Below are 23,410 nucleotides of genomic sequence, written 5' to 3' on the forward strand. Positions count from 1 at the left end.
CCCGCGCCGGGCGTAGCCTGCGCGCCCATGCCGAGCCCGCTTCCCCCCTCGCCCGCCGCCGCCGAGGCGCCGGTCCCCACGCCCTGGCGCGTCGCCTCCGAGACCGCGCCGCTCCGGGACGTTCTGGTCTGCCCGCCGGATCATTACCGCTGGCTGCCGACCAACAGCATCGCCCGCCGCACCCTGGCCGAGTCCCGCCAGGGGCCGGCGCTGCCGCATCTGCAGGCGCAGCATGCGGAGCTGGTGGCGGCGCTGGAACAGGGCGGCGCCCGGGTGCACCTTCTGCGGCCGGAGCCGCATCTGCCCTACATGGTCTATACGCGCGACAGCGTGGTGGTGACGCATCGGGGCCCGGTGCTGTGCCAGCTGGAACGCCCGCAACGCCGCGGCGAATACTTTTTTCTGATCGACTGGCATCGGAAGCAGGGCAGCGCGTTCTGGAAGATGTCCAATGCCGGGACGCTGGAGGGGGGCGATATCCACATCCTCCGCCCGGGCCTGGCCGTCATCGGCCATTCCGGCGGCCGCACCGATGAGGCGGGGGCGGAGCAGCTGGCGGGCTGGCTGCGCGCCGAGGGCTGGGAGGTCCGGCTGCAGCCTTTCGAGGAGCATTTCCTGCATCTCGACGTGCTGTTCTGCATGGCAGCCCCCGGCCTGGCCGTCGCCTGCGAGGAGGTGCTGGACAGTGACTTCCTCGCCTGGCTGCGCGGCCATGGCATCCGCACCATCCCGGTCGGCTATCGCGACGCCATGCAGCTCGGCTGCAACATCCTGGCACTTGGCGGCGACCGGGTGATCTCGGCGCGCGGCAGCACGGCGCTGAACGCCGCCCTGCGCGCCGAGGGGCTCTCCGTGCTGGACCCCGAGCTTTCGCTGTTCACCCTGGGGGGCGGCGGCCCCCATTGCCTGACCTGCCCGCTCGCGCGGGAGGAGGAAACTGCATGACCATCGACACCAACCCGCTCGACACCGTGCTGGCGGCGGCCCGCGCCTTCCTGGGCGAGCGGCTTTCCACCAATGCCTCGATCCGCGAGCAGCATTCCAAGGGCGAGGATTCCAACCCGCCGGTGCTGCCCGACGCCGTCGCCTTCGTCGAGACGACCGAGGAGGTTTCTCGTCTTCTGGCGCTGTGCCACGCGCATGGCGTGCCGGTGACGCCCTTCGGCGCCGGCACCAGCCTGGAGGGGCATGTGGTGCCGGTGCAGCGCGGCCTCAGCCTCGACCTGTCGCGCATGACGGCGATCCTGGAAGTGAATGCCGAGGATATGGACTGCCTGGTGGAGCCGGGCGTCACCCGCCACCAGCTGAACGACTTCCTGCGCGACCAGGGGCTGTTCTTCCCGGTCGATCCCGGCAGCCATTGCACGCTGGGCGGCATGGTGGCGACGCGCGCCAGCGGCACCAACGCCGTGCGCTACGGCACGATGCGCGAGGCAACGCTGGGCCTCGAGGTGGTGCTGGCCGATGGCCGCATCATCCAGACCGGTGGGCGCACCCGCAAATCCGCCAATGGCTATGATCTGACGCGGCTGTTCATCGGCTCCGAGGGCACGCTCGGCGTGGTGACGAAGATCCGCCTGCGGCTGCACGGCATCCCGGAGGCGACGACCGCCGCGGTCTGCCAGTTCGACAGCCTCTCCGCCGCGGTGGAGACGGTCATCATGACCATGCAGGCGGGCATTCCGGTGGCGCGCATCGAGCTGGCGGATGCCGACCAGATGCGCGCCTCCATCGCCTATTCCAAGCTGCCCTACGCGGCCCTGCCGACGCTGTTCCTGGAATTCCATGGCAGCCCGGCAGGGGTGCGCGAGCAGGCCGAGGCGGTGGAGGCGATCGCCGCCGAGATGGGCGGCCAGGGCTTCGCCTGGGCCGAGGATGCCGAGAGCCGCAACCGGCTGTGGAAGGCCCGCCACGATGCCTGGTGGGCGGCCAATGCGCTGTATCCGGGCTGCCGCGGCATCACCACCGATGTCTGCGTGCCGATCTCCCGCCTGGCGGAGGCGATCATCGGCGCCAAGGAGGCGGCGGTGGCGATGGGCCAGAACACCTGCATCGTCGGCCATGTGGGCGACGGCAATTTCCACTGCGTCATCCTCTTCCCGGCCGACGATCCGGAGGGGCTGCAGAAGGCGTGGGAGCTGGACCGCCGCATCGTGGCGCAGGGGCTGGCGCTGGGCGGCACCTGCTCGGGCGAGCACGGCATCGGCCTCGGCAAGCGGGAATTCCTGGTGCAGGAGCATGGGCCCGAAGTGCTGGCGGTGATGCGCGGGCTGAAGACCAGCCTGGACCCGAAGGGCATCCTGAACCCCGGCAAGCTGTTCCTGAACTGAGCGGCGGCCCCCCGGCCCGCCCGGCCGGGGGGCGCCCTGAAAAAAAGTCACGCCTGCTGACCCGTCCAGGGACCGGTCCGTGGATGACAAGGCGAAAGGAATCCCTGAAACTGAGCCCCGTTCCGGCGCCACGCCGCCGGATGTCCAAGGGAGCCTCAAAGCCAATGATCCGTCGTCAATTGCTGGCAGGCGGTGCCGTGATCGGCGCCTCCGCCCTGGCGGCCCCGGCCATCGCGCAGACCCATCCGGAAATCCGCTGGCGCCTGGCCAGCTCCTTCCCCCGCTCCCTGGACACCATCTGGGGCGCCGGCGAGCATGTGGCGAAGCGGGTCGCGGCGCTGACCGACAACAAGTTCCAGATCCGCGCCTTCCCCGCCGGCGAGCTGGTGCCGGGGCTGCAGGTGGCGGATGCCGTGCAGAACGGCACGGTGGAGTGCGCCCACACCGCCTCCTACTATTTCGTCGGCAAGGACCCGACCTTCGCCTTCGACGGCGCGGTGCCCTTCGGCCTGAACATGCGCCAGACCAATGCCTGGCTGCAGCAGGGCGGCGGGCGCGACGTGATGAAGGACTTCTTCGCCAAGTACAACATCGTCTCGATCCCGGCCGGCAACACCGGCGCCCAGATGGGCGGCTGGTTCCGCCGCGAGATCCGCACCGTCCAGGACCTGAACGGGCTGAAATTCCGTATCGGCGGCTTCGCCGGCAATGTGCTGCAGAAGCTCGGCGTGGTGCCGCAGCAGATCGCCGGCGGCGACATCTACCCGGCGCTGGAGAAGGGCACGGTGGACGCGGCCGAGTGGATCGGCCCCTATGACGACGAGAAGCTCGGCTTCAACCGCGTCGCCCAGTTCTACTACTTCCCCGGCTGGTGGGAGGGGTGCCTGAACCTCTCCATGTACATCAACAAGGCGAAGTATGAGGAGCTGCCGCAGCTCTACAAGGACGTGCTGGAAAGCGCCTGCCGCGACTCGACCATCGAGACCATGGCGAAATACGACGTGCAGAACCCGGCGGCGCTGAAGCGGCTGATCGCCTCCGGCACCCAGCTGCGCGCCTTCCCGCGCGAGGTGATGCAGGCCTGCTACCGCGCCGCCTTCGAGCTGTATGACGAGACCGCCGCCCGCAACGAGAATTTCCGGACGGTCTACGAGCATTGGAAGACCTTCCGCGAGAGCCAGTATGGCTGGTTCCGCGTCGCCGAGAACAGCTTCGACCAGTTCGTCTACGCCATGTACGGGCAGGAGGCGCAGTCCCAGGCGCAGCCCGCCGCCGGCCAGCCGCGGCGCTGAGCGCCGGGGCCGGGCGCCCAGCCGGGGCCGCCGGCCCCGTCATGAACCTGCCCCGGGGCCGCCGGCCCCGGGCGCCCGCCGGCCCCCGGGCGGCGCCGCGGCGCATGATCCGGAAGGCCGAACCTCTGCCGGCCGAAATGTTCCGTCTGCCGGGGACGGAATTTTCACGCTAGTGGAAAGCCGGGCCCGCCGGCCCGCCCAGCGGGGCCGCCCTTCGGGGCCACCCCTGGGCGGGCCGGCGGCCGCCCCTCTCGCTCCGGTGCCGTCATGGCGCCGGATCTCGTCGTGTTCTTGGGAGGAACCCCTGGATGGGTGCCCTGCTTGGCTTCAGTCGGGCCATGGACAAGGTCAGTAACGGCTTCGGCGTCATCGCCTCCTGGCTGGTGCTGCTGGCCTGCGTGGTCAGCGCCGGCAATGCCGTGGTGCGCTATGGCGTCAACTACTCCTCCAATGCCTGGCTGGAGGTGCAGTGGTACTTCTTCGCCGGCATCGTCATGCTCGGCGCCTCGCAGACCCTGCTGCGCAACGAGCATGTGCGCGTCGACCTGGTGTTCGGCAACCTGTCCGAGCGCGCCCGGCTCTGGGTCGACATCCTCGGCATCATCTTCTTCCTGCTGCCCGCCATGGCGCTGCTGGCCTGGATGACCTGGCCCTTCTTCCTCGACAGCTATCTGCGGGCCGAGGAATCCTCGAATGCCGGCGGGCTGATCCGCTGGCCGGTGAAGCTGCTGCTGCCGGTGGGCTTCGCCCTGCTCACGCTGCAGGGCCTGTCGGAGCTGATCAAGCGCATCGCCCTGCTGCGCGGCATCAGGCCGGAGACGGAGGTGGTGGTCGACTACCACCGTCCGGAGCAATGACCCCGCAACCGAAATCCGGAACCCTCCTGCGATGCTGACCCTCGAGATGATGCCGCCGCTGATGTTCGGCGGCCTCGTCGTGTTCCTGCTGATCGGCTTTCCGGTGGCCTTCTCGCTGGCCGCGGTCGGGCTGTTCTTCGGCTTCCTGTCGATCGAGCTGGGCTTCTTCACCCCGGCCTATCTGGGCAATCTGCCCTTCCGGGTGTTCGGCATCATGTCGAACGACCTGCTGCTCTCGATCCCCTTCTTCACCCTGATGGGGGCGATCCTGGAGCGATGCGGCCTGGCCGAGGATCTGCTGGAGGGCACCGGCCAGCTCTTCGGCAAGATCCCGGGCGGCCTCGCCTATGCCGTCATCCTGGTGGGCGCGGTGCTGGGGGCCATCACCGGCACCGTCGCCGCCTCGGTCATCGCCATGGGCATGATCTCGCTGCCGGTGATGATGCGCTACGGCTATGACATGCGCATCGCCACCGGCGTCATCGCGGCGTCGGGCACCATCACCCAGGTGATCCCGCCCTCGCTGGTGCTGATCATCCTGGGCGACCAGCTCGGCAAGAGCGTGGGCGACATGTATGCAGGCGCCATCGGGCCGTCCTTCCTGCAGGTCGCGCTGTTCCTGCTGTTCATCGCCGGCGTGTCGATCTTCCAGCCGCACAAGGTGCCGGCCCTGCCGCCCGAGGCGCTGCACCAGCGCGGCTGGCCGCTGATCTGGCGCGTGCTGAAGGGCATGGTGCCCTCGATCGTGCTGATCTTCCTGGTGCTCGGCACGATCTTCATGGGCCTCGCCACGCCGACCGAGGCGGGGGCGATGGGCGCGGTGGGCGCCGTCGTGCTCGCCGCCATCAACCGCCGCCTCACCTGGACGCTGATCCGCCAGGCGATGGACAACACCATGCGCATCACCTGCATGGTCATCTTCATCCTGGTGGGCTCGACCGTCTTCAGCCTGGTGTTCCAGGGCGTCGATGGCGGCCTGTGGATCGAGCACCTGCTGTCCCACCTGCCGGGCGGGCAGACGGGCTTCCTGATCTTCGTCAACATCTTCGTCTTCTTCCTGGCGTTCTTCCTCGACTTCTTCGAGATCGCCTTCATCGTGGTGCCGCTGCTGGCCCCGGTCGCCGCCAAGCTCGACATCAACCTGGTCTGGTTCGGCGTGCTGCTCTGCGTGAACATGCAGACCAGCTTCATGCACCCGCCCTTCGGCTTCGCGCTGTTCTACCTGCGCGGCATCGCGCCCAAGGAAGTGCGCTCGCGCGACATCTACTGGGGCGCCGTGCCCTGGCTGTGCCTGCAGCTGGTGCTGGTGGCCATCATCATCTTCTGGCCGGAAAGCGTGACCTACTGGCTGGAGGACGGGCCGAGCATCGACCCGAGCACGGTGCGCATCGACGTGCCGATGCCGGACATGCCGGCCGACGACGCGCCGATCATCTTCAAGTGACGCGGGCGGGGGCCGCATGGCCCCCGCGCCCCGGATGGCAGACCCGCGCCGGGCGACCGGCGCGGGTTTTTTTCGGGCCCGCCGCGGCGGGCTGCTGCCGGCGCCCGGGTCAGGCCCGCTCCCCGGCGCCGCCGCGGGTCTTCCACAGCGACCAGAGGATGCCCACCGCCAGGATGGCGAAGGTGATGCCGAGCGAGACAGCGGGCGGCACCTTGCCGGTCGCGGGGAAGAGCAGATCGGCCAGGAAGATCTTCGAGCCGATGAACACCAGCAGCACCGACAGCGCGTATTTCAGGTAGTGGAAGCGGTGCACCATCGCCGCCAGCGCGAAATACAGCGCGCGCAGGCCGAGGATGGCGAAGATGTTCGAGGTGTAGACGATGAAGGGGTCGGTGGTGATGGCGAAGATCGCCGGCACCGAATCCACCGCGAAGATGACATCCGCCACCTCCACCAGGATCAGCGCCAGGAAGAGCGGCGTCATGAACCAGGCGGCGCGGCCGGTCCTGGGGTCCGGCTGGCGGATGAAGAAACGCTCGCCCTGCAGTTCCTCCGTCACCCGGAAGCGGCGGCGGATGAAGCGGAGCAGCGGATTGCCCGCGATATCCGGCCTGGCATCGGCCATGCGCCACATCTTGATGCCGGTGAAGATCAGGAAAGCGGCGAAGAGGTAGAGCACCCAGCCGAATTGCTGGACGATGCTGGCGCCGAGCCCGATCATCAGCGCGCGCAGCACGATGACGCCGAGGATGCCCCAGAACAGCACCCGGTGCTGGTACAGGCGCGGAATGGCGAAATAGCCGAAGATCATGGCGATGACGAAGACATTGTCCATCGCCAGCGTCTTCTCGACGATGAAGCCGGTCCAGTAGAGCTGGGCGGCGGTGGCACCGTCGAGCGCGCCGTCCAGCGGCGGCCGCAGATGGTCGAAGGAATACCAGACCCAGCCGCCGAACAGCAGGCCGAGGCCGATATAGACCGCCGAGAGCATCAGGCTCTCGCGCGCGCCGATCTCCCGCGTCTCGCGGTGCAGGACCCCGAGGTCGAGCACGAGGAGCAGGATGACGAGGCCCATGAAGGCCAGCCACATCCAGACGGGCGTGGCCAGGAAGCTGGCTGTGAGGAATTCCAATTGCGGCTCCGGCATGGTCGGGTTCCCAGGCATGGGAACGGGATCAAGGCGATGCGTCCGACATCGCAGGCGCAAAGAGATGCGCTGCCAGAGGGAACCGGACGGTAAAGGACATGGTCGCGGCGGGGGGCGCCATCAAGCGCCGCGTCCCGGGGCGCGGCGGATTTTCCGCCGGCAGGCCGGCCGCCCTGCGCGCCCGCCCGGCGCAGGGTGTCATGGAAAGGTCACGCGGCGGCGCGCCGGGCCGGGGCTAGGGTCCGCGCCACCTTCCAACACGCGGATCGACCCATGCGACGCCTGCTGCTCGCCACCTGCCTGGCCCTGCCCAGCCTGCTCTCCGGCCCGGCCTGGGCGGCCCCCGAGATCACCATGCTGGAGAGCGACGACCCGGCGCTGCGCCTCGGCCGCTACACCTTTCCCGGCGGGCGGGTGGCGGAGTTCACGGTGGGCATCGGCAGCGCCGCGCATCACCGCCCCGGTGACCCGGCCGACATCGTCTACACCCTGTCCGATCGCGGCCCGAACATCGCCTGCGCCGATGCGGAGGAATTCACCGGGCAGGCACCGGCCGCGATCTGCGCCGCCGATCCGCGCGGCCGGCTCTACCCGGTGCCGCATTATTCCCCGACCCTCTATGGCGTGCAGCTGCTGCCCGGGCAGCGCCGCTTCCGGGTGTTCGAGGCGATCGCGCTGAAGCGCCCGGACGGAAGCCCGATCACTGGCCTGACCAACCCGCTGCCCGGCCGCACCGAGCAGCCGCTGGACGGCCAGGGCCAGCGCCTGGCCTTCGACCCCGCCGCCATCGATGCCGAGGGGCTGCTGCGCCTGCCGGATGGCCGCTTCTGGGTGGGCGAGGAGAATGGTCCCTCCCTGGTCGAGGTGGCGCCCGATGGCCGCATCCTGCGCCGCATCGTGCCGGCCGGCACGGAGGGCGAGTTCGCCGCCTCCGGCTACCGCATCGAGCCCGGCCTGCCCGCCATCCTGGCGCGGCGCCAGTCCAACCGCGGCATCGAGAGCATGGCCGGCACGCCGGATGGCGCCACGCTCTACGCCATCCTGCAGAACCCGCTGGCCAACCCCGACACCGCCGCCTATCGCCAGGCCAGCAACACGCGGCTGATCCGCTTCGACCCCGCCGCCGGCCGCGTCACCGGGGAGTGGGTCTACCAGCTCGACGATCCGCGCAGCTTCCGCAACGACCCGTCGGAGCGGCAGAACGACCCGCGCATCTCCGAGCTCGCCTGGCTCGGCCCCGACCGGCTGCTGGTGCTGGAGCGGACGGAGAAGACCACCAAGCTCTACGAGGTGCGCCTCGACCAGGGTGCCACCGACATCGCCGGCAGCGCCTGGGATGATGGCAACACCCGCCCCAGCCTGGAGCAGCTGCGCGACCTCTCCGGCAGCGGCGTGGTGCCGGTGCAGAAGCGCCTGGTGCTGGACAGCGCCGACCATCCCGAGCTGCCCGGCAAGATCGAGGGCATCGCCCTGCTGCCCGGCAACACGCTGATGCTGATCAACGACGATGATTTCGGCATTGGCGGCGAGCGCACGCGCATCGCCCTGGTGCGCGGCGCGCTGGAGTGGTGAAGGGGCTCAGCCGCGCCCGGCCGCCCATCCGGTGCGGCTGGCGCGGTCCTCCGCCGCCACCGCCAGGCCGAGCAGCGGGCCGAATTTGAAGCCATGGCCGGAGAAGCCGCTCATCAGCATGGTCCGCTCGCCGAGCGGCTCCAGCAGGAAGCGCTCCTCCGGCTGCACATCGTAGTAGCAGGCGCGGGCGCCGAGCACGCGATAGGCGCCCGCGTCGCGCAGCCGCGGGCGGGCCAGGTCCAGGATCGCCTCGGCCTCCGCCGCGCTGGCCTCGCGCGGATCGGCCTCGGCGTCGCCCTGGCAGGAGAAGCGGTGGTCGCCGATCTTCAGCGCCGTGCCGGCCACCGGCGGCACCGCGTAGAAGCCGCCCTGCGCCGAGAGGTCCAGCAGCATCGGCGCCCGCACCCAGGCCTCGCGCTGCGCCGCCGGCGGCTCCAGATAGACGACGATCTGGCGGGAGGCGGTGACCCGCCCGGCCAGCCCCGGCAGGAAGCGCGGCGCCCAGGGGCCGGCGGCCAGCACCAGCAGATCGGCCTCCAGCACCGCGCCATCCTCCAGGCGCAGCCGGGCGCGGGCCGGGTCGGCCTCGCCCGCGCGGCCCTGGCGGAAGGTCACGCCGCGCCGGCGCAGCAGCGCCGCCAGGGCGGCGACGATGCGGCGTGCCAGCAGCACGCCACCGGTCTCCATGTGGAAGGCGTCGCCCACGCCGGCGGCGCGCAGCATGGGGAAGCGCGCCTCCAGCGCCGCCGGGTCGAGATCGGCATAGGCATGGCCGTCCCCGGCCAGGGCGGCGCGGCTTTCCGCCAGCCAGCCGCCCGCGGCATCGCCCAGCGCCAGCACGCCGGTCGGCACATAGGGGCGCTCGCCCAGCTCGGCCCAGAGCAGGTCCCAGGCGGCATAGGCCTCATCGACCATGCGCATATAGCCGCGCTCCGCCCCATAGGCGTGGCGGATCAGCCGGTGCTCGTCGACGCTGGCGCCGCGCGGGTTGGGGATGTCGTCCTGCTCGACGATCGTGACGGACCAGCCGGCCCGGGTGAGCCCCCAGGCGGCGGAAAGGCCCATGATCCCGGCCCCGAGGACAAGCGCGTTCGGCATGGCGGGGAGGATGGCAAAAAGCGGAAGCCAGGCAAGGGGTTCTTTTTTAGAAAAAAAGAACCAAAAAACTTTTTTCAGTTTGGCGTCCCGCCTGGACGGGAGACGGCGGCAGCCTGAAGAAAGTCTTTTTGCTTCTTTTTCTTCAGAAAAAGAAGATCACTGAATTTCCGTGAATTTCACTTCAATCTCCCCCGTCATCCCCTCCCCCGGCGCCAGCACCCGCATCGCCCCCCAGGGCGCCAGCGCTGGCCGGTTGATCACCGCCGGCACATGGCTCACCGGCTCCAGGCAGAGCAGCGGCAGATGGGCGGGGGCGTAGAATTGCAGGTTCCGCGCCCAGTCGCCGCGCGCGCGCAGCGTCACCCGGCCATCGGGGCGCTGCAGCGCGGCCACCCCGTCCCAGCCGGCGAATTGCGCGTCGAGGCCCAGCCATTCGGCCTCGCCCTGCGACAGGCCGGGGCTGGGCTCAGGCGGCAAGGGCAGCTTGCGGTCGTCGGTCGGGAAACGATGGGTGGCGGCGAAGCGCACCGCGCAGCCCTCGGGCCGGGCGAACCAGGGGTGCCAGCCGAAGCCCATCGGGCAGGGCGCGTCGCCGGCATTCTCCAGCGCGAGCGAGAGGCGCAGCCCGGCGGCGGAGAGCGCGACAGCAAGCCGGGCGCGCCAGTGGAACGGCCCGCCCTCCCCCTGCTGGGTCAGGCTGGCGGAATCCGGCGTGGCGGCGTCCACCTGCCAGGGTCGGGTGCGGGCCAGGCCGTGCAGCGCATTGCCTTCCGCCGGATGGGTGATGGGGAAGTGGTGTACCGCGCCGGCCCAGGGGAAGGCGCCGCCCTCCAGCCGGTTGGTCCAGGGCAGCATCCAGAAGGCGCCGGCCATGCCGGTGTTGGGGTCGGCGCCGTCGGGCAGCGGCGCCAGCAGGTCGCGCCCCTGCCAGCGCAGCGCGGCGAAGGCGGCGCCGCGGTCGGGAAGCAGCGTGGCGTCCCAGCCCGCGGCAGCCAGACGCACGCTCAATCCTCCAGGCTGAAGGCGTCGCGCGGGCTGAAGCCCTGCCGGCTGTAGTCATTGGCGCAATAGGCGCCGCCCTGGTAGCGCTCGGTCACCGGGTTGCCGGAGAAGATCTCGCCCACCTTGGCGCGGAAGGGCTCGGCGCTGTCCTGCGGCGCCCAGCCGATGCGCTCGCGATGGTCGGTGCCCCAGAAGCTGGCCGGGTTGTCGCTGGCGCCCCAGACCACGGCATGGCCGACCTTCGGCGCCTCGACGAAGGCGATGCAGAGGCGGGAGAGATCATCGAAGGACAGCCAGGTGGAGAGCATGCGGGCATCGACCGGCTCGGGGAAGGAGCTGCCGATGCGCACATTCAGGTTCTCGACGCCGTGCTTGTCCCAGTAGAGCCGGCCCATCAGCTCGCCATAGGCCTTGGACAGGCCGTAGAAGCTGTCGGGGCGGAAGGCGCAATCATGGTCGAGCTTCGGCTCGCCCGGACCGGGGCGGTTGTGGAAGCCGATGGCGTGGTTGGAGCTGGCGAACAGCACCCGGGCGCCGGAGCGGCGCGCCGCCTCATAGATCAGGTAGAGGCCGCGGATATTGGGGTCCAGCACCTCCTCGAAGGGCCGGTCGATGGAGACGCCGCCAAAATGCAGGATGGCGTCGCAGCCATCGGCGATGTGGCGCATCGCCGCCTCGTCGCCCAGATCGGCGATCTCGAAGCGCGCCTGGCCGGGCAGGTCATCGGGGAAGGGCTTGATGTCGGTCAGGCGCAGCGCGTAGCCGCGATCGGCCAGGGCACGGGTCAGCACGCGGCCGAGATTGCCGGAGGCACCGGTGATCAGGACGGTTTTCGGGGCGGTCATCGAAGCGAGGCTCCTGGCGATTCGGGCTCGGCCCTGGGAAGGGCCCACGGGATGGCGGAGGGTTCACGAAAAAACGGCGCCTGGCCAGGGGCGCCGGTGGCCTGTCCGGGCCGGGAGGGGCGCGCCCCGCGCAAGGCGGGGCGCGCGCGCCAGTTCAGTGGAACAGGCTGGGCAGCCAGAGCGAGACCGCCGGCACATAGGTGACCACCAGCAGCACCGCGAAGGCGGCGGTGTAGAAGGGCAGGCTGGTCTTGGTGGCGTCCCACATCGACACCTTGCCGACGGCGCAGGCGACGAACAGCACCGGGCCGACCGGCGGCGTGATCAGCCCGATGCCGAGATTGAGGATCAGCACCACGCCGAACTGCACCGGGTCCATGCCGAGCTTCATGGCCAGCGGCAGGAAGATCGGCGTGCCGATCATGATCAGCGGCGCCATGTCCATGAAGGTGCCGAGCAGCAGCAGGATCACGTTGATCAGCAGCAGCATCAGCAGCGGGTTGTCGGTGATGCCCTGCATCAGCTCGACCGTCATGGCCGGCACCTGCAGCAGCGCCATCAGCCAGCCGAAGGCGCTGGCGCAGCCGATGATCAGCATCACCATGCCGGTGGTGCGGGCGCCACCCAGCACGGCGTGGATGAAGCCGCTCCAGCTCAGGCTGCGATAGACGAACAGCGTGACCAGCAGCGCGTAGAGCACGGCGACCACGGCGCTTTCGGTGGCGGTAAAGATGCCGCTGCGCACGCCGGCGAAGATGATGACGATCAGCATCAGCCCCGGCAGGGCGGCCGCCGTCAGCCGGGCCAGCGCCCACCAGCCGGGGAAGGTCTCGCGCGGGTAGCCGCGCTTCACCGCCACCGCCCAGGCGGTGAACATCAGCACCGCCATCAGCAGCATGCCGGGCAGGATGCCGGCGGTGAACAGATCCGCCACGCTGATCGCGCCGCCGGCGGCGATGACGTAGAGGATCATGTTGTGGCTGGGCGGGATCAGCAGGTCGATCAGCGCCGCATTGGCGGTGACGTTGACGGCGTAGTCCGGCGCGTAGCCGCGGGCGCGCATTTGCGGGATCATGACGCCGCCGACGGCGGAGGCATCGGCGACGGCCGAGCCGGAGACGCCGCCGAACAGCGTCGCCGCCACGACATTCACCTGGCCGAGCCCGCCGCGCATATGCCCGACCAGCGCCGCCGCCAGGCCCACCAGCCGGTCGGCGATCTGGCCGCGCAGCATCAGGTCGCCGGCGAAGACGAAGAAGGGGATGGCGAGCATGGAGAAGACGTTCATGCCCGAGGAGAGCTGCTGGAACACGACCAGCGGCGGCAGGTCCATCCAGAGCACGGTGGCGAGCGAGGCGGCGCCGAGCGCGAAGGCAACCGGCGTGCCGATCAGCAGCAGCAGCGTGAAGCTGCCGAGCAGAATGGTGATTTCCATGGTCCGGGCCTCAGGCGTCGCTGACCAGGGGGGTGACCATCGCCTCGGCCGGGGCGTCCTCGCCTGCCAGATGCGCGGCCAGCCGCTCCAGCCCGAACAGCGTGATCATGACGCCGCCGAGCACCAGCGGCAGGTATTCCACCGTGCCGGGCAGGCCGATGGCGGGCAGGGTGGCGTCCCAGACATCGAGGGCGAGCTCGCCGCCGAACCAGGCCATGCCGGCGCCGAACAGGGTGACGACGAGGTCGGAGAGCACGTCGCAGAAGCGCGACAGCGGGGTGGGCAGCAGGGCCTTCAGCGTGTCGAAGCCCATATGGAAGCCCTCGCGCACACCGGCCGCGGCGGCGCCGAGGATGACCCAGCCCATCAGCAGCAGGGCCGCCGATTCGGCCCAGGCGGGGGTGTCGTTCAGCACGAAGCGGCCGAACACGCCCCAGGAGACGATGCCGGTCATCGCCACCAGGGCGAGACCGGCGATACCGAGGCAGAGGCTGCAACACCGGTCGAGGGCGAGGCCGAAGCCCCGCGCCCAGGCCCGCGCCGTGCCGCCCCCGTGCTGGCGGGCGGCCGCCATTCAGGCGGTCTCCCGGATGCGCCGCACCATCGCCTTCAGCCGCTCGTCGCGCACGAACTGGTCATAGACCGGGGCCATGGCCTGCTCGAAGGGGGCCTTGTCGACGGTGTTGATGACGGTGCCGCCGGCGACGACGTCGCGGCGCGCCGTCTCGCTGCGGGCGACCCAGAGCTTGCGCATCTCGGGCACGCTGTCGCGGGCGCTCTCGCGCAGCACCGTCTGCATCTCGCGCGGCAGGCGGTCATAGCTGCGCTTCGACATCACCAGGATCTCGGGCGACATCGAATGCTCGGTGATGGAGTAGAACTTCGCCACCTCGAAATGCCGCTGCGACTGGTAGGTGGGGTAGTTGTTCTCGGCGCCGTCGATGACGCCGGTCTGCAGCGCCGAATAGACCTCGCCGGTCGGCAGCGGCGTCGCATTGGCGCCCAGCGCCCGCATCATCGCCAGCCAGAGATCCGATTGCTGCACACGGATCTTCATGCCGCGCATGTCGGAGAGCTGGTTGATCGGCCGCAGCCGGTTGTACATGGAGCGCGCGCCGCTGTCGTAGCAGCACAGCCCGACCAGCCCGTGGCGCTCGGCACCGGCCAGGATCTCCTGGCCGATCTGCCCGTCCATGACGGTGTGCATATGCGCCTCGTCGCGGAACAGGAAGGGCAGGCCCGGGATCACCGTCTCCGGCACCAGGTTGTTCAGCCCCGCGAAATTGGTGCGGTTCATGTCGATGACGCCGAACCGCGTCTGCTCCAGCGTGTCCTTCTCCTCGCCCAGCTGGCGGGAGTGGAAGACCTGGATGTTGATGCGGCCGTTGGAACGCTCCTTGGCCAGCTTCGCCAGGATCTTGACGCCTTCGACGGTGGGGTAGCCATCCGGGTGGATGTCGGCAGAGCGCAGATTGATGGCCTGGGCGCTGGCCTTGAAGCCGATCAGCGTCGGCGCGGCGAGAGCCGGAAGCGCGAGCAGGGCGCGGCGGCGCGAAAGCGGGAAAGTCATGGACGTCTCCTGGTCTGAGCCTGCAGGCTCGTTCGGCAGCCCGGCGATTCTTGTCGTTCTGGGGTATGACGTCCTGTCATCATACAACAGAGCGGGGCAATCTTTCAGCGGAATTTGGAACGGGAGCGTTCCGCTGTCAACGCCGCTGAAGCCGGTCCCGCCACGCGCCGCCGTCTTGCCCGGCGCGGCCCGGGGACGCAGTCTTCGGCGCGCCGCCCGGGCCGTCCCGGGCGGCGGATGACCGCCGATCGCAAGGACGCCGCATGAGCCAGCCCGCCTCCCTCGCCGCCGCCGCCGCCGACCTCGCCGCCGGCCGCACCACCGCGCTGGCGCTGACCGAGGCGGCGCTGGCGCGCATCGCCGACCCCGCCGGCGAGGGCGCCCGCGCCTTCGTCGCCGTGCAGGCCGAGGCCGCCCGCGCCACCGCCCGCGCCATGGACGCGCTGCGCGGCGCCGGCCGCGCCCCCTCCCCCTGGGCCGGCATCCCGATCTCGGTGAAGGACCTGTTCGACCAGGAGGGCGTGCCCACCCGCGCCGGCGCCGCCGTGCTGGCCGGGGCCCCGCCCGCCACCGGCACCGCCCCCGCCGTGGCGCGGCTGCAGCGCGCCGGCTTCGTCGTGCTGGGGCGCACCAACATGGTGGAATTCGCCTTCAGCGGGCTCGGCGTGAACCCGCATTTCGGCACCCCCCTCTCCCCCTATGACCGGGCCACCGGCCGGCTGCCGGGCGGCTCCTCCTCCGGCGCCGCGGTCGCGGTCGCCGATGGCATGGGCTTCGGCGCGCTGGGCTCGGACACCGGCGGCTCCTGCCGCGTGCCGGCGGCGCTCTGCGGCATCGTCGGCTACAAGCCGACCGCGCGGCTGGTGCCGCTCTCGGGCGTGCTGCCGCTCTCCCCCAGCCTCGACAGCATCGGGCCGCTGGCCAACACGGTGGGCTGCTGCGCCGTGCTGCACGCGCTGATGGCGGGTGCCGAGCAGGCCGCGCCGCCGGCGCCGCGCCCGGTGGCCGGGCTGCGCCTCGGCATCCCCGAGGGCACCTTCCTGTTCGACGGGCTGGAGCCGGCCGTCGCCGCCGCCTTCGAGCGCGCCGTGGCGCGGCTGCAGGCGGCCGGCGCCTTCATCGAGCGCTTCGCCCTGCCGGAGCTGGGCGACATCCCGGTCGCCAATGCGGCCGGCGGCTTCGCCGCGGCGGAATCCTATGCCTGGCATCGCGGGCTGATCGAGCAGGCGGGCGAGGGCTACGATCCGCGCATCCTGTCGCGCATCCGCCGGGGCGCGGCGATCAGCGCCGCCGACTACCAGGCGCTGGTGCAGGCCCGCGCCCGCATCATCGCCGCCGCCGCGCCGCGCCTCGCCCCCTATGACGCGGTGCTCTGCCCGACCGCGGCACTGACCCCGCCGCCGGTGGCGGCGGTGGCCGAGGAGGCGGAGTACAACCGCATCAACCTGCTGCTGCTGCGCAACACGGCGGCCTTCAACTTCCTCGATGGCTGCAGCATCAGCCTGCCCTGCCACGCCCCGGGCGAGGCGCCGGTCGGGCTGATGCTGAGCCGCATGGGCGGCGGCGACGAGGCGCTGTTCGCCGCTTCGGCCGCGGTGGAGGCGGCGCTGGCCGGCTGATCGGGCCTCCAGGCGTCCCTGGGCGGCGATCGGGGCGCCCGCGATCGCGGGGCTTCCCATCGCCGCCACATCCCGCTAAACAGGCCCGCGGCGAGGACCCGTAGCTCAGCTGGATAGAGCGTTGCCCTCCGAAGGCAAAGGTCGTACGTTCGAATCGTATCGGGTCCGCCACTTCCCCGCCTGACCGACCTTCGCCCCGGATGACCGGCGCTCAGCGCTGGCGCGGCGCGTTGTTCTCCACCACCTGCTGATAGGCGATGAGATCGAGGAACGCCTCGGCCTCGACCACGGCGCCGTCCTGCATGCGGAAGATCCACAGGAACTGGTTGCGGTAGGGCGCGCCCGAGGTGGTGGTGGACGCGCCGTCGAAACGGATGATCACCCGGTCCTCCACCGCCCAGAGATGGTGCACCACCGGACGGATCGGCCCGGTCAGCCGGCTTACCAGCGGCTGCGAGGCACGCTCCACGAAATCCTCGACCCCGATATAGGTGCCGGCGACCGGGCCGGAGCCATGGATCGTCCAGCGCACATCCGGCGCCAGCAGGCGGAAGACATTCTCGCCGCGCTGCGCCCAGCCCTCGAAGGCCTCGCGCACCAGGGCGGCGTTGCGGGCGGTGGCGTCGCTGCCCTGGGCGGCGGCGCCCGCCGCGGGCCGGGCGGCGGTCTGGGCATGGGACGGGGCGGCCGCGACGGCAATGGCGCTCAGGGCCAGGGCCAGCAGCAGCGGGCGGCCGGCGGCGGCAAGGCGGCGATGGGTCTGGGCGAAGGGCATGGAATCCTCCCGAAGGGTTGCCGGGCGGCCGGGTCAGGCCCGGCCGCGGCAGCCGGCGGCAGCGCCGGGTGGGGAGGACGGCGCGCCATGCGCCCGGCCGGCCCCTCTGCCACCAGGCCAGATGGCCGCGCGCCGGCGCCAGGGGTATGTGTCGCCCGCTTAACGTTACAGTTAGCGCAAGTTAACAATCACGGCCCCGCTTCAGCCAGGGCCGGCGCCCTGCTACGCTGCGCATCGGCAACAAAGACCGATGGAGCACAGGGGATGGCCGGCCAGGATCTCGCGCGCTTCCGGGCGGAGCATGCGACGGAGGCGGCCCGCGCCGCCTTTCTCGACCGGCTGGGCGCTGCCCCCGCCACCCCCGCCGCGGTGGCGGCGGCGGCACGATCGCTCGGCTACCAGGTGACGGAGGCGGATTTCCGGCCGCGGGCGGAGCTCGCCGAGAGCGAGCTCGACCAGATCGCCGGCGCCGGCCTGAACCCGGTCAACCTGCTGCGCATGATCTGGGGGTGAGGGCGCGCCGGCCGCCGCCATAGCGGCCGGCTTGGCGCGACACGGGGCGGCACGCCTCCGCCAAACCGGCGCGGCCGGCGCTGCCACGCCGTCTTCCGCCCAGGGCCGGGCCCTCCCCTGGCGCGCTTGTGTTGCGCCCGCCCGCCGGCCCGGCTTCCATTTCATGAACAAAACGGAATACTCCCCGCCCGGGGAGGATCACGTCATGGCCAGCTACCAGACATCGCTGTTCTACAAACTGACCGTGCTCGAGGATGGCCGCTACGAGATCGCCGATGGCGGCTTCAACGCCGTCACCGCGCAGGACGAGACGGATGACGGCGTGCTGGAAGGCAGCGTGCAGGCCTCGGGCGTCACCTGGGAGTATCTCGGCCAGTACGGCACCGGCTGGGTCGGCTACAGCGCGACGCCGGTGATGGGCGCGCAATACTACCTGTTCAGCAACAGCGTCCTGGGCGCGGGGCCCGACTCCGCCTTCGCCGCCGACCCCGCCCCGCTGCCGATCTGCTTCATGCCCGGCACCCGCATCGCCACCCCAGGGGGATCCTGCGCGGTCGAGGCGCTGCGCATCGGCGACGCCGTGCGGACGGCCGAGGGCGCGGTGCGGCCGGTGCGCTGGATCGGCCGGCAGCGCATCGTGCCGCTTTTCGCCGACCGGCTGCGCGCCTGGCCGGTCCGCATCCAGGCCGGCGCGCTGGGGGAAGGGCTGCCGGCGCGCGACCTGTGCCTCTCCCCCGACCATGCGCTGTGGCTGGACGGGCTGCTGGTGCAGGCCGGCGCGCTGGTGAACGGCACCACCATCCGGCGCGAGACCGCGCTGCCCGAGGCCTTCGACTATCTGCATGTCGAGCTGGAGGACCACGCGCTGCTCCTGGCCGAGGGCGTGCCGGCCGAGAGCTTCATCGACAATGTCAGCCGCCGCCGCTTCGACAATTACGCCGAATATGTCGCGCGGCATGGCGAGGAAGGCGCGGCCATGGCCGAGATGGCGCCGCCACGGGTGAAATCGGCGCGCCAGCTGCCGCGCCGCCTGGCCGAGGCGCTGGCCCGCCGCGCCACGGCGCTGGGGATGGCGGAGCTGGCGGCCTGACCCAGCCCCCCCTTAGCGCTCCTCCCGCATTGCCGGACGACCAGGATGACGGCCTGGCGGGCGCCGGCTTGCCGGAGGCCATGGCACGTTCTCTGCCTCCTCACCTTCCGGCGTGTCGGACAAGGACCTGCGCCACCGCATCCCATATCGATACCGCAACTTTTTTGAATGACGCACCCCTGGCAGCCATGCGATCGTTGCGAATAAGAAATTTATGGGAGGCAGCCATGTCGGACGATTTCAGGGGAAAGTTACGGCAGTTTGCAGAACGAATGGTGGCGCTGGCTCCACGCTGCACCAACGAGGAAAGCACCAAGCTGTTCCTGGTGCTGCCTTTCCTGAGCTTCCTCGGCTATGACGACCGCAACCCCGATGAGGTCTGTCCGGAGCATAGCTGCGACTTCAGCGAAAAATACAAGAACAGGGTCGATTTCGCCATTCTGCGCGATTCCTGCCCCGTCATCGCCATCGAGTGCAAAACCCTCGGCATGGCGCTGCGGGACGAACGCGGGCAGCTCCGCTCCTACTTCAACGCCGCACCCACCGTGAAGATGGGCATCCTTGGCGATGGACTCGTCTACGAATTCTACGCGGATTCCGACGAGCCCAATATGATGGATCAGAACGCCTTCCTGACCCTGGATCTGCGCGAGATCGCCAAGGGCAAGATCGAGGATTCCGTCGAGGAGGGCCTGCGTAGCCTGCAGAAAAGCACTTTCGACCCCGAGAACATCGGCGCCGAGGCCAAGCGCAAGCTGATCTTCCAGAACATCCTCGCGCAGCTGAGTGCGCTGGCCCAGGATCCGAGCGAGCCTTTCGTGCGCCTGCTGCTTCAGAATGCCGGCGTCAGCCATGTGCGGGCGAAATCGCTCGGCGAGTACCGCGACCTGACCAAGGCGGCGTTCAGCGAGTTCGTCAATCTGCGCATCCTGCGGCGGCTGGACCTGCCGACACGCGAAGAACCGGAGAAGGCCGCGACGCTGCCCGCCGAAGCCACCCCCGCCGCCTCGCCGGCCAGCGGCCATGACGCCGGCATGACGGAGGCCGAACTGAAGGTCATAGCCCATGTGCGGCGGAGGCTGGCCTTCCTGGTCAATGAGGAGCGCCTCTACGAGGCTTTGGAGAAGCTCGATTTCCGCGACTACAAGGGCAAGATGGTAGCGTTCTACCAGCGGGAGCGCGCCGGCCGGCTGTTCGATTTCCGTGAAGGCCGCGACGCCACTTTGATCTTCGATTTCGGTGCGCTGGGCGGCGAAATCTCCACCCGGCAGCTGAGCGACATGGACGAGCTGCTCCTTGCCGCCTTCAAGCAGCGGGTGGAGGAGCTGGCGCCCGCGCCCAAGCGCGCCGCAGCCTGACCAGCCTCGGAGGGCGCTGCCAGCGGCAACGCCCTCCTGTGCATGCCAGCTGGAAGGCCGCCGCGGAAAGGCTGGCGCCGCCGCCCCGCCGGGGGAACAATGCCCGCCTCGCCACCGCAGGGGATGCGCATGTCCATCGGCCACAATGGCGGCCCGCCGCTGGAGCCCGAGCCCGACCTGTCCTGGAATGCCTGGAACTGGCGGCGCGCGCATCGCAAGGCCTGGAAGACGCCGCCGCGCGAGATCGCGCTGCGCCGCCTGGCCCGGGCCGAGGAGCTCGGCATGAGCTATCGTGACTACACGCTGGAGATCCTGGAGCGCGGCCGCCATCTGTGACGGCGCGGCGCCTCAGGCCGCCGGGCGCGCCTCCAGCGGCGCGGGGCAGCGGCGCTGCAGCGCCTCGGACAGGCAGATGCGGTTGCGGCCGCCCTGCTTGGCGGCATAGAGGGCGCGGTCGGCCTCGCTGTACAGCGCGTCGAAACTGTCGGCCGGCTGCAGCGCGGCGCCGGCCGAGATGGTGATCGACACCGCCCGCCCATCCACCACCACCGGCTGCTGCGCCAGCCGGTCGCGCAGCCGCACCAGCCGCTGCAGCAGCGCCTCCGGCGCCTCGCCGGGGGCGAGGAGGGCGAATTCCTCGCCGCCCAGCCGGCCCAGCACCCCTTCGCCGCCCAGCTCCCAGGCCATGATGGCCGAGGCCGCCTGCAGCACCCCGTCGCCGATGCGGTGGCCATGGGTGTCGTTGACGCGCTTGAAATGGTCGATATCGATGATGACCAGCACCATCAGCGCCATGCCGCCGCGCTCCGCCGCCTCCAGCAGGGCGCGGCGATTGGCCAGGCCGGTCAGCGGGTCGGTGCGGCTGAGCAGCTCCACCGCCTGCTTGGCCTGGTACAGCGCCAGGTGGGAGCGGCCGATCCAGCCCAGCAGCAGCACGGCGATGCCGGCCGCCAGCACGATGGTGACGGCCCAGGAGCGCAGCGCGGTCGCCCAGTCGGTGAAGAAGATCAGCTGCTGCGCGACATCCACCGCCAGCGCCAGCAGCACGGCGAGGCAGCTGGCCGTCGCCACATAACGGACCAGCCCGGCCCTGTCGCGCAGCTGCGGCGCGGCGATCCGTCGGAAAAGCTCACGCACGCCAGGCCTCGCCGCGGGGGTTGGAACGGGACACAGCCCGGCTGGCGGCCCCCGACCGCCATCACGGGCGGCGGCAGTCTAGCATGGCCGGCTCACGGAATCGCGCGTTTAAGGGCCGGCCGGTGCCGTCCCCGGCGCCGGACAGGATGAAGGCCGGCGGGGTCTCCCCCGCCGGCCTCCGCCCGGTGCCGCGGCGTGCCGCCGCCCGGGCTCAGTTCTGCGCCGGGCCGGTGCCGAAGCCGCCCCAGGCATTGGCGGAATTGCCCACGGCGCGCGGCAGATGCGCCGCCTCATGCGGCTCGGTCTGCGCCAGCTGCAGGGCCAGCGGGTTGCCGCGGGGCTGGGCGTTGTCGCCCACCGGGCCGGGGATGCCGGCCGGGGCCTGCGCCCGGGTCACCTGCATGGAATAGGCGAAGGGGGCGGAGGTGCTGCCATTGTTGGCGTTCTCCGTCAGGTCGCGGGCCGCGGCCAGGCCGGGCAGGGCCAGCGCCAGGCCGGCGGCGAGGGTCAGGGCGCGGAAGGCGTTCAGCTTGGTCATGAGGCTCTCCTCGTCAGGGTGGTGGCGGTCGACCCGCCGTCTGAGCGAGAGATGGGCAAGGCGATCCGGCGCAGTGAGGGCCGATTCCTGATCGCCCTGATTAGCAGAAGTCATCAATCCCCAGCCGCGCCAGGCGGTGCGCCGCCTGCGGATTGACCGCCTGCTCCGGCAGGCGCCCGGCCGCCAGCGCCGCCACCTGGCGCACCGTGTCGAAGGCCTGGTGATGCGCCGCCTGCGGCGTCAGCCCGCCGATATGCGGCGTCGCCACCACATCCGGCCGGGCGGCGAGGGACGGGCTCGGCATCTGGTCGGCGGCGCGGCCGACATCCATCGCCGCGCCCCCCAGCTGGCCGGACTCCAGCGCGGCGGCCAGCGCCGCCTCGTCCACCAGCTCGCCGCGCGCCAGGTTCAGGAACAGCGCGCCGCGCCGCATGGCGGCGAAGGCCGCGGCGTTCATCAGCCCCTCGGTCTCCGGCCGCGCCGGCGCCAGGCAGACCACGATGTCGGAGGCCGCCAGCAGCGCGGCGAAGGACACGCCCCGCGCGCCCTCGCGCTCCGCCCCCTCGGGCAGCGCCGGGTCGCTGGCCAGCACCTGCATGCCGAGCGAGGCCGCCAGCCGCCCCAGCCTCTGCCCGATGGCGCCATGGCCGATGATGCCGAGCGTGGCGCCGGAAAGCTGCCGCCCCATGCGGACCGGCGCCGCCCCGCCGGCGCGATAGGCCAGCACGGCGTCGCTGATGCCGCGCGCCAGGTCGATCATCAGGCCAAGCGCCAGCTCCGCCACGGAATCGACGAAGCCGGGGGTGGCGCGGCAGACCAGCACGCCGGCGCGGCTGGCGGCCTCGACATCGACATTGCGGATGTCGACGGCGACCCGCAGGAAGGCCGCGAGCTGCGGCAGCCCCGCGAACAGCGCCGCCGGCGCCGCCGCCAGCCGGTCGGCCACGATGATGTCGCAGCCCTCGGCCAGGGCCAGCAGCGCCGCGGTGTCGAGCGGCGCGTCGCGCTCGTTCAGCCGCAGCGTGCCGTGCTGCGCCAGCGCCTGCAGCGCCGCCTCCCCGTAATACAGCGCGCGGGCGCGTGGGGCGTGGGTGAGCAGGATGCGCAGGCCGGCCATGGCGGTTCTCTCCCTCGGGCGCGCCAGCATAGGCGGGTGGCGCGCGCGGCACAGGAGGGGGGTTTCGCGCGCCGCGCGTAAACCCGCGCCCTCCCGCGCCATTGTGTCAGCGGGGCGATGCGGCCCGCGCCGGAGACGGGCGCCAGCCGGGGCGGCCCCCCGAGGACAGGAGCAAGACCATGAGTGATGCGAAGCGGCAGCTGGAGGAGCGGATCCGTCAGCGCGCCTATGCGCTGTGGGAGCAGGCCGGCCGCCCGCACGGGCAGGACGAGGCGCATTGGCACCAGGCGCGCCGCGAGCTGGATGCCGGCGAGGCGGGCAATGCGGCGCTGGACGCGCAGCTGGCCGACACCTTTCCCGCCAGCGACCCGCCCAGCCTGACCGACCCCAATCGCGGCGCCAGGCTCTCCGGCGACAAGGCCGCGAAGCCGGCCAGGCCGGCGGCGAGGAAGCCGGTGGCCGGCACCGATGCCGCGCCCTCCGCCGCCACGCAGAAGGCCGCGGCGGCGGCGGCCAGCAAGGCGCCGGGCGCGCAGCCGCCCGCCCCCGCCGGCGCCAGGCCCACCCCCGGCAAGGCGGCGCCGAAGCCGGCCGCGCGCAAGCCGAAGGCCTGACGCCCGCCGCCCCGCGGCCATGCCACCGCGGGCCAAGCCCCTTGCGGCGGGATGGCC

General features: G+C 71.2%; 24 protein-coding genes and 1 tRNA gene. 14 read left to right on the forward strand and 11 right to left on the reverse strand.

Annotated features, from left to right (window positions below):
• Positions 1 to 27: 27 nt before the first annotated feature.
• From QE401_RS16890 to QE401_RS16910, 5 genes are all read left to right on the forward strand, one after another.
• Positions 28 to 945 (forward strand): dimethylarginine dimethylaminohydrolase family protein, encoded by a 918-nt coding sequence (locus QE401_RS16890; RefSeq protein WP_307139303.1) that lies wholly within the window; start codon positions 28 to 30, stop codon positions 943 to 945.
• Positions 942 to 2,330 (forward strand): FAD-binding oxidoreductase, encoded by a 1,389-nt coding sequence (locus QE401_RS16895; protein WP_307139304.1) that lies wholly within the window; start codon positions 942 to 944, stop codon positions 2,328 to 2,330. The genes QE401_RS16890 and QE401_RS16895 overlap by 4 nt, the downstream gene beginning before the upstream one ends.
• Before the next feature lie 164 nt (positions 2,331 to 2,494).
• Positions 2,495 to 3,622 (forward strand): TRAP transporter substrate-binding protein, encoded by a 1,128-nt coding sequence (locus tag QE401_RS16900; RefSeq protein ID WP_307139305.1) that lies wholly within the window; start codon positions 2,495 to 2,497, stop codon positions 3,620 to 3,622.
• Between the two features lie 308 nt (positions 3,623 to 3,930).
• Positions 3,931 to 4,479 carry a TRAP transporter small permease subunit gene (locus QE401_RS16905; RefSeq protein ID WP_307139306.1) on the forward strand — a complete coding sequence of 183 codons (549 nt, stop codon included), beginning with the start codon at positions 3,931 to 3,933 and terminating at the stop codon, positions 4,477 to 4,479.
• Positions 4,480 to 4,510: 31 nt separating this feature from the next.
• The gene (locus QE401_RS16910) at positions 4,511 to 5,923 is read left to right on the forward strand and encodes a TRAP transporter large permease (RefSeq protein WP_307139307.1); all 1,413 of its coding nucleotides are present in this window, start codon (positions 4,511 to 4,513) and stop codon (positions 5,921 to 5,923) included.
• 109 nt (positions 5,924 to 6,032) lie between these two features.
• On the opposite strand, the gene QE401_RS16915 is transcribed toward QE401_RS16910, so the two are convergent.
• Positions 6,033 to 7,088, reverse strand: coding sequence for a TerC family protein (locus tag QE401_RS16915; protein ID WP_373461453.1), 1,056 nt, complete (start codon positions 7,086 to 7,088; stop codon positions 6,033 to 6,035).
• A 255-nt stretch (positions 7,089 to 7,343) separates the two neighbouring features.
• Here QE401_RS16915 and QE401_RS16920 point away from each other — a divergent pair, with 255 nt between their 5' ends.
• Positions 7,344 to 8,642, forward strand: coding sequence for an esterase-like activity of phytase family protein (locus QE401_RS16920; RefSeq protein WP_307139308.1), 1,299 nt, complete (start codon positions 7,344 to 7,346; stop codon positions 8,640 to 8,642).
• A gap of 6 nt (positions 8,643 to 8,648) precedes the next feature.
• Here QE401_RS16920 and QE401_RS16925 read toward each other — a convergent pair whose 3' ends face one another.
• Complete coding sequence (locus tag QE401_RS16925) at positions 8,649 to 9,707, reverse strand: FAD-dependent oxidoreductase (RefSeq protein ID WP_307139309.1); 1,059 nt, start codon at positions 9,705 to 9,707, stop codon at positions 8,649 to 8,651.
• On the opposite strand from QE401_RS16925, the gene QE401_RS16930 reads away from it, so the two are divergent.
• Complete coding sequence (locus tag QE401_RS16930; RefSeq protein ID WP_307139310.1) at positions 9,706 to 9,903, forward strand: hypothetical protein; 198 nt, start codon at positions 9,706 to 9,708, stop codon at positions 9,901 to 9,903. The two genes, QE401_RS16925 and QE401_RS16930, sit on opposite strands and share 2 nt — an antisense overlap.
• Here the strand turns inward: QE401_RS16930 and QE401_RS16935 are convergent.
• The 5 genes from QE401_RS16935 to QE401_RS16955 form a co-directional block, all read right to left on the reverse strand.
• A complete protein-coding gene (locus QE401_RS16935) occupies positions 9,897 to 10,742 on the reverse strand; it encodes an aldose 1-epimerase (RefSeq protein ID WP_307139311.1) in 846 nt (281 codons plus the stop codon). The genes QE401_RS16930 and QE401_RS16935 overlap by 7 nt on opposite strands.
• A 2-nt stretch (positions 10,743 to 10,744) precedes the next feature.
• Positions 10,745 to 11,587 (reverse strand): NAD-dependent epimerase/dehydratase family protein, encoded by an 843-nt coding sequence (locus QE401_RS16940; RefSeq protein ID WP_307139312.1) that lies wholly within the window; start codon positions 11,585 to 11,587, stop codon positions 10,745 to 10,747.
• A 154-nt stretch (positions 11,588 to 11,741) separates the two neighbouring features.
• Positions 11,742 to 13,022 carry a TRAP transporter large permease gene (locus QE401_RS16945; protein WP_307139313.1) on the reverse strand — a complete coding sequence of 427 codons (1,281 nt, stop codon included), beginning with the start codon at positions 13,020 to 13,022 and terminating at the stop codon, positions 11,742 to 11,744.
• 10 nt (positions 13,023 to 13,032) lie between these two features.
• Complete coding sequence (locus tag QE401_RS16950; RefSeq protein WP_307139314.1) at positions 13,033 to 13,596, reverse strand: TRAP transporter small permease; 564 nt, start codon at positions 13,594 to 13,596, stop codon at positions 13,033 to 13,035.
• Entirely contained in the window at positions 13,597 to 14,592 is a 996-nt protein-coding gene (locus QE401_RS16955) for a TRAP transporter substrate-binding protein (protein WP_307139315.1), read from the reverse strand.
• A gap of 263 nt (positions 14,593 to 14,855) precedes the next feature.
• Between QE401_RS16955 and QE401_RS16960 the strand changes: the two genes are divergently transcribed.
• Together QE401_RS16960 and QE401_RS16965 are read left to right on the forward strand one after the other, a co-directional pair.
• Positions 14,856 to 16,211 (forward strand): amidase, encoded by a 1,356-nt coding sequence (locus tag QE401_RS16960; RefSeq protein ID WP_307139316.1) that lies wholly within the window; start codon positions 14,856 to 14,858, stop codon positions 16,209 to 16,211.
• A 94-nt stretch (positions 16,212 to 16,305) separates the two neighbouring features.
• Positions 16,306 to 16,382, forward strand: a tRNA-Arg gene (locus tag QE401_RS16965).
• 40 nt (positions 16,383 to 16,422) lie between these two features.
• Here QE401_RS16965 and QE401_RS16970 read toward each other — a convergent pair.
• Positions 16,423 to 16,986, reverse strand: a complete 564-nt coding sequence (locus tag QE401_RS16970; RefSeq protein ID WP_307139317.1) for a nuclear transport factor 2 family protein — start codon at positions 16,984 to 16,986, stop codon at positions 16,423 to 16,425.
• A 264-nt stretch (positions 16,987 to 17,250) separates the two neighbouring features.
• Here QE401_RS16970 and QE401_RS16975 point away from each other — a divergent pair, with 264 nt between their 5' ends.
• The 4 genes from QE401_RS16975 to QE401_RS16990 all read left to right on the forward strand — a co-directional run bounded on the left by QE401_RS16975 (position 17,251) and on the right by QE401_RS16990 (position 20,283).
• Positions 17,251 to 17,499, forward strand: coding sequence for a Nif11 family protein (locus QE401_RS16975; protein ID WP_307139318.1), 249 nt, complete (start codon positions 17,251 to 17,253; stop codon positions 17,497 to 17,499).
• Positions 17,500 to 17,704: 205 nt separating this feature from the next.
• The gene (locus tag QE401_RS16980) at positions 17,705 to 18,589 is read left to right on the forward strand and encodes a Hint domain-containing protein (RefSeq protein ID WP_307139319.1); all 885 of its coding nucleotides are present in this window, start codon (positions 17,705 to 17,707) and stop codon (positions 18,587 to 18,589) included.
• Between the two features lie 227 nt (positions 18,590 to 18,816).
• Positions 18,817 to 19,947 carry a type I restriction endonuclease gene (locus tag QE401_RS16985; protein ID WP_307139320.1) on the forward strand — a complete coding sequence of 377 codons (1,131 nt, stop codon included), beginning with the start codon at positions 18,817 to 18,819 and terminating at the stop codon, positions 19,945 to 19,947.
• 129 nt (positions 19,948 to 20,076) lie between these two features.
• A complete protein-coding gene (locus QE401_RS16990; protein ID WP_307139321.1) occupies positions 20,077 to 20,283 on the forward strand; it encodes a hypothetical protein in 207 nt (68 codons plus the stop codon).
• A 12-nt stretch (positions 20,284 to 20,295) separates the two neighbouring features.
• On the opposite strand, the gene QE401_RS16995 is transcribed toward QE401_RS16990, so the two are convergent.
• The 3 genes from QE401_RS16995 to QE401_RS17005 all read right to left on the reverse strand — a co-directional run bounded on the left by QE401_RS16995 (position 20,296) and on the right by QE401_RS17005 (position 22,739).
• Positions 20,296 to 21,084 carry a GGDEF domain-containing protein gene (locus tag QE401_RS16995; RefSeq protein WP_307139322.1) on the reverse strand — a complete coding sequence of 263 codons (789 nt, stop codon included), beginning with the start codon at positions 21,082 to 21,084 and terminating at the stop codon, positions 20,296 to 20,298.
• A 211-nt stretch (positions 21,085 to 21,295) separates the two neighbouring features.
• A complete protein-coding gene (locus tag QE401_RS17000; RefSeq protein ID WP_307139323.1) occupies positions 21,296 to 21,622 on the reverse strand; it encodes a glycosyl transferase family 39 in 327 nt (108 codons plus the stop codon).
• Between the two features lie 100 nt (positions 21,623 to 21,722).
• Entirely contained in the window at positions 21,723 to 22,739 is a 1,017-nt protein-coding gene (locus QE401_RS17005) for an NAD(P)-dependent oxidoreductase (RefSeq protein WP_307139324.1), read from the reverse strand.
• A 179-nt stretch (positions 22,740 to 22,918) separates the two neighbouring features.
• On the opposite strand from QE401_RS17005, the gene QE401_RS17010 reads away from it, so the two are divergent.
• Positions 22,919 to 23,353: a DUF2934 domain-containing protein gene (locus QE401_RS17010; protein WP_307139325.1), complete on the forward strand. Its 435-nt coding sequence runs from the start codon at positions 22,919 to 22,921 to the stop codon at positions 23,351 to 23,353.
• Positions 23,354 to 23,410: the final 57 nt, after the last annotated feature.

The organism is Pseudoroseomonas cervicalis (genome assembly GCF_030818485.1).
Lineage (GTDB): Bacteria > Pseudomonadota > Alphaproteobacteria > Acetobacterales > Acetobacteraceae > Pseudoroseomonas > Pseudoroseomonas cervicalis_A.

Coding starts and splice junctions, on each gene's coding strand:
- QE401_RS16890 (WP_307139303.1), top strand. CDS start 28: ATGCCGAGCCCGCTTCCCCCCTCGCCCGCCGCCGCCGAGGCGCCGGTC.
- QE401_RS16895 (WP_307139304.1), top strand. CDS start 942: ATGACCATCGACACCAACCCGCTCGACACCGTGCTGGCGGCGGCCCGC.
- QE401_RS16900 (WP_307139305.1), top strand. CDS start 2,495: ATGATCCGTCGTCAATTGCTGGCAGGCGGTGCCGTGATCGGCGCCTCC.
- QE401_RS16905 (WP_307139306.1), top strand. CDS start 3,931: ATGGGTGCCCTGCTTGGCTTCAGTCGGGCCATGGACAAGGTCAGTAAC.
- QE401_RS16910 (WP_307139307.1), top strand. CDS start 4,511: ATGCTGACCCTCGAGATGATGCCGCCGCTGATGTTCGGCGGCCTCGTC.
- QE401_RS16915 (WP_373461453.1), bottom strand. CDS start 7,088: ATGCCTGGGAACCCGACCATGCCGGAGCCGCAATTGGAATTCCTCACA.
- QE401_RS16920 (WP_307139308.1), top strand. CDS start 7,344: ATGCGACGCCTGCTGCTCGCCACCTGCCTGGCCCTGCCCAGCCTGCTC.
- QE401_RS16930 (WP_307139310.1), top strand. CDS start 9,706: ATGATCCCGGCCCCGAGGACAAGCGCGTTCGGCATGGCGGGGAGGATG.
- QE401_RS16925 (WP_307139309.1), bottom strand. CDS start 9,707: ATGGGCCTTTCCGCCGCCTGGGGGCTCACCCGGGCCGGCTGGTCCGTC.
- QE401_RS16940 (WP_307139312.1), bottom strand. CDS start 11,587: ATGACCGCCCCGAAAACCGTCCTGATCACCGGTGCCTCCGGCAATCTC.
- QE401_RS16945 (WP_307139313.1), bottom strand. CDS start 13,022: ATGGAAATCACCATTCTGCTCGGCAGCTTCACGCTGCTGCTGCTGATC.
- QE401_RS16950 (WP_307139314.1), bottom strand. CDS start 13,596: ATGGCGGCCGCCCGCCAGCACGGGGGCGGCACGGCGCGGGCCTGGGCG.
- QE401_RS16955 (WP_307139315.1), bottom strand. CDS start 14,592: ATGACTTTCCCGCTTTCGCGCCGCCGCGCCCTGCTCGCGCTTCCGGCT.
- QE401_RS16960 (WP_307139316.1), top strand. CDS start 14,856: ATGAGCCAGCCCGCCTCCCTCGCCGCCGCCGCCGCCGACCTCGCCGCC.
- QE401_RS16970 (WP_307139317.1), bottom strand. CDS start 16,986: ATGCCCTTCGCCCAGACCCATCGCCGCCTTGCCGCCGCCGGCCGCCCG.
- QE401_RS16975 (WP_307139318.1), top strand. CDS start 17,251: ATGGCCGGCCAGGATCTCGCGCGCTTCCGGGCGGAGCATGCGACGGAG.
- QE401_RS16980 (WP_307139319.1), top strand. CDS start 17,705: ATGGCCAGCTACCAGACATCGCTGTTCTACAAACTGACCGTGCTCGAG.
- QE401_RS16985 (WP_307139320.1), top strand. CDS start 18,817: ATGTCGGACGATTTCAGGGGAAAGTTACGGCAGTTTGCAGAACGAATG.
- QE401_RS16990 (WP_307139321.1), top strand. CDS start 20,077: ATGTCCATCGGCCACAATGGCGGCCCGCCGCTGGAGCCCGAGCCCGAC.
- QE401_RS17000 (WP_307139323.1), bottom strand. CDS start 21,622: ATGACCAAGCTGAACGCCTTCCGCGCCCTGACCCTCGCCGCCGGCCTG.
- QE401_RS17005 (WP_307139324.1), bottom strand. CDS start 22,739: ATGGCCGGCCTGCGCATCCTGCTCACCCACGCCCCACGCGCCCGCGCG.
- QE401_RS17010 (WP_307139325.1), top strand. CDS start 22,919: ATGAGTGATGCGAAGCGGCAGCTGGAGGAGCGGATCCGTCAGCGCGCC.